Annotated in this window: 2 protein-coding genes; both read left to right on the top strand. The window is 54.2% G+C overall.

The window, feature by feature from the left end:
• The first annotated feature begins 559 nt into the window (after positions 1-559).
• Complete coding sequence (locus tag WCA53_RS19640; protein WP_423914442.1) at positions 560-1,225, top strand: hypothetical protein; 666 nt, start codon at positions 560-562, stop codon at positions 1,223-1,225.
• A 101-nt stretch (positions 1,226-1,326) separates the two neighbouring features.
• On the top strand, positions 1,327-2,473 hold a 1,147-nt coding region (locus tag WCA53_RS19635), incomplete at its 3' end, for a DUF1254 domain-containing protein (RefSeq protein WP_423914438.1).

Raw genomic sequence — 2,473 nt, 5'->3', positions numbered from 1 at the left:
GGATTACCGAAACGATTACTAACGTTTGTAACTATTAGTTTGAATTAATGCCATTGGCGTTTCAATCTATCAAATTTTACAGAAATATTTTGAATAAGCGAAAAACGTTTGCTAGCATTGCATAACGAATGTAAGGCTCCGCCGGAAAGCTTACTCGGTAATACCCCGCACCAGACAGTCGCGCCCAGATGCCCTCTCCACGGGAGCGCTGCATGGCAGTAAAGATATTTAAGCACCATTCTTCACCCAGTTAAGCTGTTTTCAGGCGCGTGGATCGGCGCATCCTGAGCGCGTAAGCGCTTTTCATCCTCTTGCTTCTGCGACGGAAGCAGGCTCGTGCAGTTCTGATTTGCGTTATTCAAATCACGCAAATGGTTTTCTGCGCATTAATTTTCCGTGCGGGAATGGAATGAAACGACACAATCGTCTTCTTAATTTCACATTTGGTCTCACCTTGATAATCGGCGGGCTATTGATAGCGAACGTCAATAGGGCCTACGCGCAAAGCTCAGCTGAAGATGCGAATAAAAGCAATAACCCGCTCAATCTTGCCGGGTCATTGAACATTCAAAATTACTACACGCCAAGCGTGTTTGGGCCAAGCGCTCACACCAATGACTTCCTGCTTCGGCCTACCGTTCCGGTCGGTCCAAACGGGTTGATCGGCGTACCTGAAATTTTTCGGGCGACCGTGCCGATCAGCACGCGCCCCGACCCCTCGGGTGGCTACAACACGGGCCTGGGCGACATCAACCTCTTCGATATCTTCCTGCTGTCACAAGGGGATGTGCAACTCGGCGTCGGGCCGCTCGTCACAATACCGAGCGCAACCGATCCCAGTCTCGGCACGGGAAAATGGCAGGCCGGGCTCGCTGCAGTCGCCGTGAGCGCGACAAAAGAGCGCCTCCTGGGTGCGCTTGTTCAGTGGCAGCACTCGTTTGCGGGTCAAAGCGGTCGGCCCACGGTGCAATCGCTCACCGCGCAGCCGTTCGGAATCTTGAATCTACCCGGTGGATGGTATATGCGGTCAACCGGAATATGGACCTTCGACCTGCAGCATGGCACGTACTACATCCCGGTCGGCCTGGGCGCCGGCAAAGCATGGAAAAGCAATTCGACTATCTACAACGCCTTCGTCGAACCCCAGTATTCGGTCGCTCATTCTGGGAGGGGCGTGCCGCAATTCACGATTTTCGCTGGACTTAACATGACCTTCGGCAAATAACTAAAGGGGTTGAGATGTCATACAAATCGTTCATTAGATCGGCAATCCTGCTAAGTTCCGTTTTTTTTGCCGGAATTTCACCGGCATCCGCGCAGCGGGATATGAGTACGGCATCGCCTGAAGAAGCTCAGGCGATCGCCAAAGATGCATTTATATATGCATATCCACTGCTTTTTAATTACAAGACGCTTTACCAGCAAACGCAAGACGAGACGTCAAAAGCATACGTCGGCGGATTCGGCAGTTTCCGCCACTATTCGCAGCCTTACGGCCCGGAGAATAAGGAAATCGTTACGCCCAACAATGACACCCCTTATTCATGGGCATGGCTCGATCTGCGTCGCGAGCCGTGGGTATTATCAGTACCCGAGATTCCCGCGGACCGGTATTACGTATTTCAGTGGGTCGACCTGTTCACCTATAACTTTGCCTATGTCGGGTCACGCACAACTGGCAATAAGGCGGGCCACTACATGATCGCGGGACCGGCGTGGAACGGCCAGACGCCGCCGGGTATCGACAAGGTATTCAAGTCGGAAACCGATCTCGTCATGACGCTTGGCCGCACCGCGCTGAATGGACCGTCCGACGTGAGGAATGTGGTCGCCATCCAGAACCAATACAAACTAACGCCGCTGTCCTCGTTCGAGCACACCGCAGCTCCGCCGGAGCCCCAGGCAGTGATCTATCCGCAGTGGGACGAGGCCCGGGCCACGTCCATCGATTTCATCGGATACCTGAACTTCCTTCTGCAATTCACACAGCCGACCAATCCGTCGGAGGTGGAACTCATGCAGCGTTTCGCGAAGATAGGGATTGCGCCGGGTAAGCCCTTCGACCCGTCCAAACTCGATCCGGCCATGCGCGACGCACTGGCACGCGGCGTGAGCGATGCAAAGCAGGCATTGGGCGCCGCGGAAAAGGCAACGACCAGTGGGTTCGGCCTCTTCGGCTCGCGTGCGGACATGAAGAACGACTATGTGAAGCGTGCGGTAGGCGCTGCCATGGGTATCTACGGGAACACGAAGGAAGAAGCGGTCTACGTGGGTTATCGCCTGGATGCCGACAAGAACCAATTGGTGGGCGCCCAACCTTACGTCCTGCACTTCGAGAAAAAAGATCTGCCTCCCGTGAAATTTTTCTGGTCGATGACGCTCTATGACCTCCCTGCGCGCCATCTGGTTGCCAACCCGATTGATCGCTATTCGATTGGAGATCGTACGAAGGGGTTGAAGTATGGATCGGACG

The sequence above is a fragment of the Caballeronia sp. genome, assembly GCF_049581465.1.
Classification (GTDB): Bacteria; Pseudomonadota; Gammaproteobacteria; order Burkholderiales; family Burkholderiaceae; genus Caballeronia.
Note: the sequence above shows the minus strand (reverse complement) of the source record. Positions and strands in the feature narration are given on the sequence as shown.